General features: G+C 62.7%; 1 protein-coding gene and 2 tRNA genes. 2 read left to right on the forward strand and 1 reads right to left on the reverse strand.

Annotated elements, in window-relative coordinates; all coding sequences use genetic code 11:
* The first annotated feature begins 47 nt into the window (after positions 1 to 47).
* Positions 48 to 124 (forward strand) — tRNA-Asp (locus WBB85_RS01415).
* Positions 125 to 166: 42 nt separating this feature from the next.
* Positions 167 to 243: transfer RNA gene (locus tag WBB85_RS01420), tRNA-Asp, on the forward strand.
* Between the two features lie 247 nt (positions 244 to 490).
* On the opposite strand, the gene WBB85_RS01425 is transcribed toward WBB85_RS01420, so the two are convergent.
* Positions 491 to 1,870, reverse strand: coding sequence for a M20/M25/M40 family metallo-hydrolase (locus WBB85_RS01425; RefSeq protein WP_432636841.1), 1,380 nt, complete (start codon positions 1,868 to 1,870; stop codon positions 491 to 493).
* Positions 1,871 to 2,038: the final 168 nt, after the last annotated feature.

Raw genomic sequence — 2,038 nt, forward strand, 5'->3', positions numbered from 1 at the left:
CCTATTACGCATCCTACGCTCGGGCGGCGATCCGGGGTGGTGGAGTTGCGGTTGTAGCTCAGTTGGTTAGAGTACCGGCCTGTCACGCCGGGGGTCGCGGGTTCGAGCCCCGTCAACCGCGCCACCACCACCCGGATCGCCCGAGAGCGCCCGAAAGGGACCATGCGCGGTTGTAGCTCAGTTGGTTAGAGTACCGGCCTGTCACGCCGGGGGTCGCGGGTTCGAGCCCCGTCAACCGCGCCACTTTCCTCATCCTTAGCCAAATTGAGCGCCTTCGGCGCAAGTCAAGTCTCGTCGCAGGCCATACGGCCTGCGTCTCGGATTTGCCTCCGGCGGGGGTATTTCGGCAATGAAGAAATATGTGCGGGGTGACTGGCGGCAGTGATAGGCGCGGCTGTCTTTTTGCCGACATGGCCGACCGATCCTGCCCTGAACGGGACATCTGAATTGGCAAGTCGGTTCACCTCAGCGAGGTGCCCGGCCGGACGGGTCACCGGTTCAGCGCGTCGAGGATGCGTGCCCAGCTGCGGATACCTTTGTGAAAGCTTTTGACGTCGTACTTTTCATTCGGCGAGTGGATCGCGTCGTCATCATTGGCGAAACCGATCAGCATAGCATCCATGCCGAGGATGTCCTTGAAGAACCCGGCGATGGGGATTGAGCCGCCCATGCCGACAAAGACCGCTTCACGGTTCCATTCATCCGAGAGCGCCTTGCGGGCCGCTTCGAATTCGGGTCGCGCGGTGTTCATCACAGCGGCGGGGGAGCCTTCGAGATCATTGTTCCATGCCACTTTCGCATCGGGTGAAAGCCGGGCTGCCACATGGGCGCGGATCTTGGCGCGCAGATCGTCGGGGTCCATGTCGCCAACGAGACGGCAGGTGATTTTGCAATGCGCCTCGGACGGGATGACGGTCTTCGACCCCGCGCCCTGATAACCGCCCCAGAGGCCGTTGATCTCCAGCGTCGGGCGGGCCCATTGCTGGACCAGCGTCGAAAAGGCCTTTTCACCGTGGGCTTGCGTGTAGCCCACCGAGTTCAGGTATTCCTGCTCATCAAAGCCGCAGCTTTCCCATTGTTTCAGGAGGGCTTCTGGCACGTCATGGACGCCGTCATAAAACCCCTCGACCGCGACCCGCCCGGTTTCGGGATCGTGGAACGAGGCAACGATGCGGGCCAGTTCGCGCAATGGGTTCAGCCCCGGCCCGCCGTAATGGCCCGAATGCAGGTCGATGCGCGGGCCGGTGAGGGTGAATTCGTCCTTCAGCATGCCCCTGAGCTGTGAGGCAATCGACGGCACACCGGGCGAGACCATGGACGTGTCGCAGATCAGCGCGAGATCCGAGGTCAGTTCTGCGGCGTTTTCCTGCATGAACGGGATCAGCGAGGGCGAACCGGATTCCTCTTCGCCCTCAAGGAATATCGTGAGGTTGCCGGGCAAGGTGCCATGGACCGCCTTCCACGCCCGGCAGGCCTCGATGAAGGTCATGAGCTGGCCCTTGTCGTCCGACGATCCCCGCCCCCGGATCACCTTGCCGTTCGGTGTGTCCTCGATCGCCGGATCGAATGGGTCGCGGTGCCAGAGGTTCAGGGGGTCGACGGGCTGCACGTCGTAATGTCCGTAGAACAAGAGATGCGGGCCGTCGCCTTTCGAATGTCCAACGACCATCGGATGGCCATGTGTCAGGCGGGCGGCGGCATCAAAGCCGAGCCATTTCAGATCGTTCGCCAGCCAGTCCGCCGCCTTCGCGCATTCCGCCTTGAAAGCGGGGTCGGTGGAGATCGATTTGATCCGCAAGAGGCCAAAGAGACGCTCCATCGCCTCGGGCAGGGTTTCGTCGATCTTGGCGAGGACGGCGTCGAGGCTCATGGCGGGATTCCTGTCTGGTCTGGCGCGACCGTAGCAGGCGCGCCGCAGTTGTCCAGTTGTCGCAGGCCAGTGCGGGAGGGGCCATACCCAGTCGGCTTTCGGGACAGTGAAGACATTTGAATTGTAGCACCAATGCCCGGAATCAAGGCGCGCGGAACGCGCGCCGCC

Origin of the sequence: Albidovulum sp. (genome assembly GCF_049646345.1) — a bacterium.
In the GTDB taxonomy this organism is placed as follows: domain Bacteria; phylum Pseudomonadota; class Alphaproteobacteria; order Rhodobacterales; family Rhodobacteraceae; genus Albidovulum.

Bases quoted from the DNA above. Each gene is read 5' to 3' on its own strand.
- WBB85_RS01425 (WP_432636841.1), bottom strand. From the start codon at position 1,870: ATGAGCCTCGACGCCGTCCTCGCCAAGATCGACGAAACCCTGCCCGAG.